Here is a 2,195-nt window from a genome sequence, read left to right as displayed (position 1 = left end):
AGGTTTTTCGTGGGCTTTGGCAATGACTGCCAGTTTACGTTTGGATAATGCCGTTCGTTCGTAAAGCATGGATTGAATCTGCCTATCCAGTTGCCTGACTGACCAGTTGCCACAAATACACTCCGCCTCATAAAATTCACGCTTGAAGGGTTCGTCAATGTGTATGAGCAAGCGGTAGTGAGACCATGATAAGGGGAATTTCCGCACCAGGGCCTCGGATATTCCAGACACTGCCTGGGAAATTGGAATCAATTCCGTACCCACTGTGTACGATTTCTCAGCAGCCCTATCTTCAGGCAATTCCGCACACACCGTGTGCGAAATCTCTGGGTATGTAAGATAGAATTGCCGCATATATTCAAGATTTCTCTCTGTAAAGCCTTTGCCAAATCGTGGAGTTAAATCAGTAGATATCTTCTTCAGTAGTGCCTCTCCATATTCCGCCCTTTCTTTCCCCTTCTGCTCATATTCCACAATCCTTCTGCCGATTAGCCAGTAAGTAGCCACCAAAGCCGTATTCACATACCGCACCGCTGCTTTACGTCCCTGCTCAATGAGGGATGCAAGGTTAGTGATGAGCCTGGAATAATTTGGTGTTTTGGTGAGCTTTTTCATTTTCTGAAAGCCTTATTTTCAAAGCTGTACTTGTTAATCATGTTTCTGTGAACCTTTAAGGTGGGTTAAAAGCATTTGAATTCTTTTTTGAACTTCAAGAAGAGCCTGGCGCAATTCTTCCCGCCTGTTCTGAATCAACTTCTCCACCTCTATCTTTTGAAGGGTCTTGGCTAAGCGCAAGCCTTCCGAGATTGCTATTTCGGCTGGCTGGCGTTCAATTTTAACTTGAGAATTCCCTGTAGCTTGCTACAGGGTCAGTATATTGTTTTGACTTTGATACCCTGCAGCTTGCTGCAGGGTAGTTCATTTAACGTTATTTACCTGACTTTTCCCTTAATTTTATACACTACACTTTGACAAGAGCAGAGGATTGACCTTTTTGAGAATCTCTTCTTGTTTCTTGCTCAAGGTTACTGTCTTGACAAACTTATTCTTAGACTTCGGATCTGTCAGATACACTTTATACATCGATTCCATCGTCTCCAAAGCATCAGCGGCACTCATTCCACTTTCCTTTAATCTGTATTCAAGCACAGAGAGGAGTAGATAAGCAAGATAACAAATAAAAATGTGCCCTCTTACCCGATGGGCTAACCAAAACCTCACTTTGTCCATCTCTAAAAAGCTCTTCAGGCACCAGAACGACTTCTCCAAACGGTCCTTCCCAAAATATCCTTTGACCATTTCCTCTGCCCTGAGATTCTGGGTGAAAAAAATAACCGAGACCCCATCATAGCGCTCTGCCAACTGCAAAGCTCCCTGATTGATTTTGTTTCCCTTGATATATTTTCTAAGACCAGCTTTTATGGTCTTCTTCTCTTGAAGAAGCTTAAGGGCCTGATCAATCTCATCGTAGCGCCTCTCCCGGATCGCCTGTCGCTGCTTCTCATTGACACATACAGCAAGGTGCCCTCTAAGTCCTTCAACCTCGTGCCTCTGCTTTTTTACATAAAAAGTGGCGCTCCTGAGCCTGACTCTATATTTCAGGGAGACAATATCCTCTTCCCATACCTTATCAACCACCTGCTTCAGTCCCGTCTGCAAGGCCAAACCACAGAGCACCTCAAATCCCATCCCCCTGGCTTCCCTGATATTCAGCTTCGAGGAAACACCCCGGTCCCAGACCATACAGACAGTCTTAATCTGATGCTGTTTGAGATGAAGAAGTATATCCGGCAAGGTCTTCGAATCAAAGATGTTGCCCTCAAACACCTTATGAAAAAGGGGAATCCCATCTTCCTTCGTTATGGCCAGCCCAATCTGTATCTGCGACTGATTCCGCCCCTCCGCATTTTGCCCCTTCTTGGCCAGAGGACAACAAACACCATAAAAATAGATGTTCGTAATGTCGTAAAGATAGCCCGACGGAGAAAGAGTCAAAGCCTCTTTTAATCGAGAAAAAATCCGCTCTTGTACCTGATCGCCATCCATACCGTCCAGAGAGTCAATAGCCTCGACCAGCTTTTTGTAGGTGATCTGCGGATTACGCTATAGTTTCTGTATGTCTGGTGTGTAGTGTATATTTTTGGCTCTTCTCCCTTAAGTGTGGGTAACTGGCCTAAAAGCACCCCGTATCTTCA

The 2,195-nt window shown here is 44.8% G+C and carries 2 protein-coding genes; both read right to left on the bottom strand.

Annotation, left to right across the window (positions count from 1 at the left end):
* Positions 1 to 615: DUF1016 N-terminal domain-containing protein (locus HW443_RS10815; RefSeq protein WP_258190518.1), on the bottom strand; the 615-nt coding region annotated here is incomplete at its 3' end.
* 339 nt (positions 616 to 954) lie between these two features.
* The gene (locus HW443_RS10810) at positions 955 to 2,076 is read right to left on the bottom strand and encodes an IS1634 family transposase (protein ID WP_455423488.1); all 1,122 of its coding nucleotides are present in this window, start codon (positions 2,074 to 2,076) and stop codon (positions 955 to 957) included.
* Positions 2,077 to 2,195 lie beyond the last annotated feature (119 nt).

The sequence above is a fragment of the Candidatus Hakubella thermalkaliphila genome (assembly GCF_013281975.1).
GTDB classification, from domain to species: Bacteria; Actinomycetota; Humimicrobiia; order Hakubellales; family Hakubellaceae; genus Hakubella; species Hakubella thermalkaliphila.
This window is presented reverse-complemented; position numbering and strand designations above follow the sequence as displayed.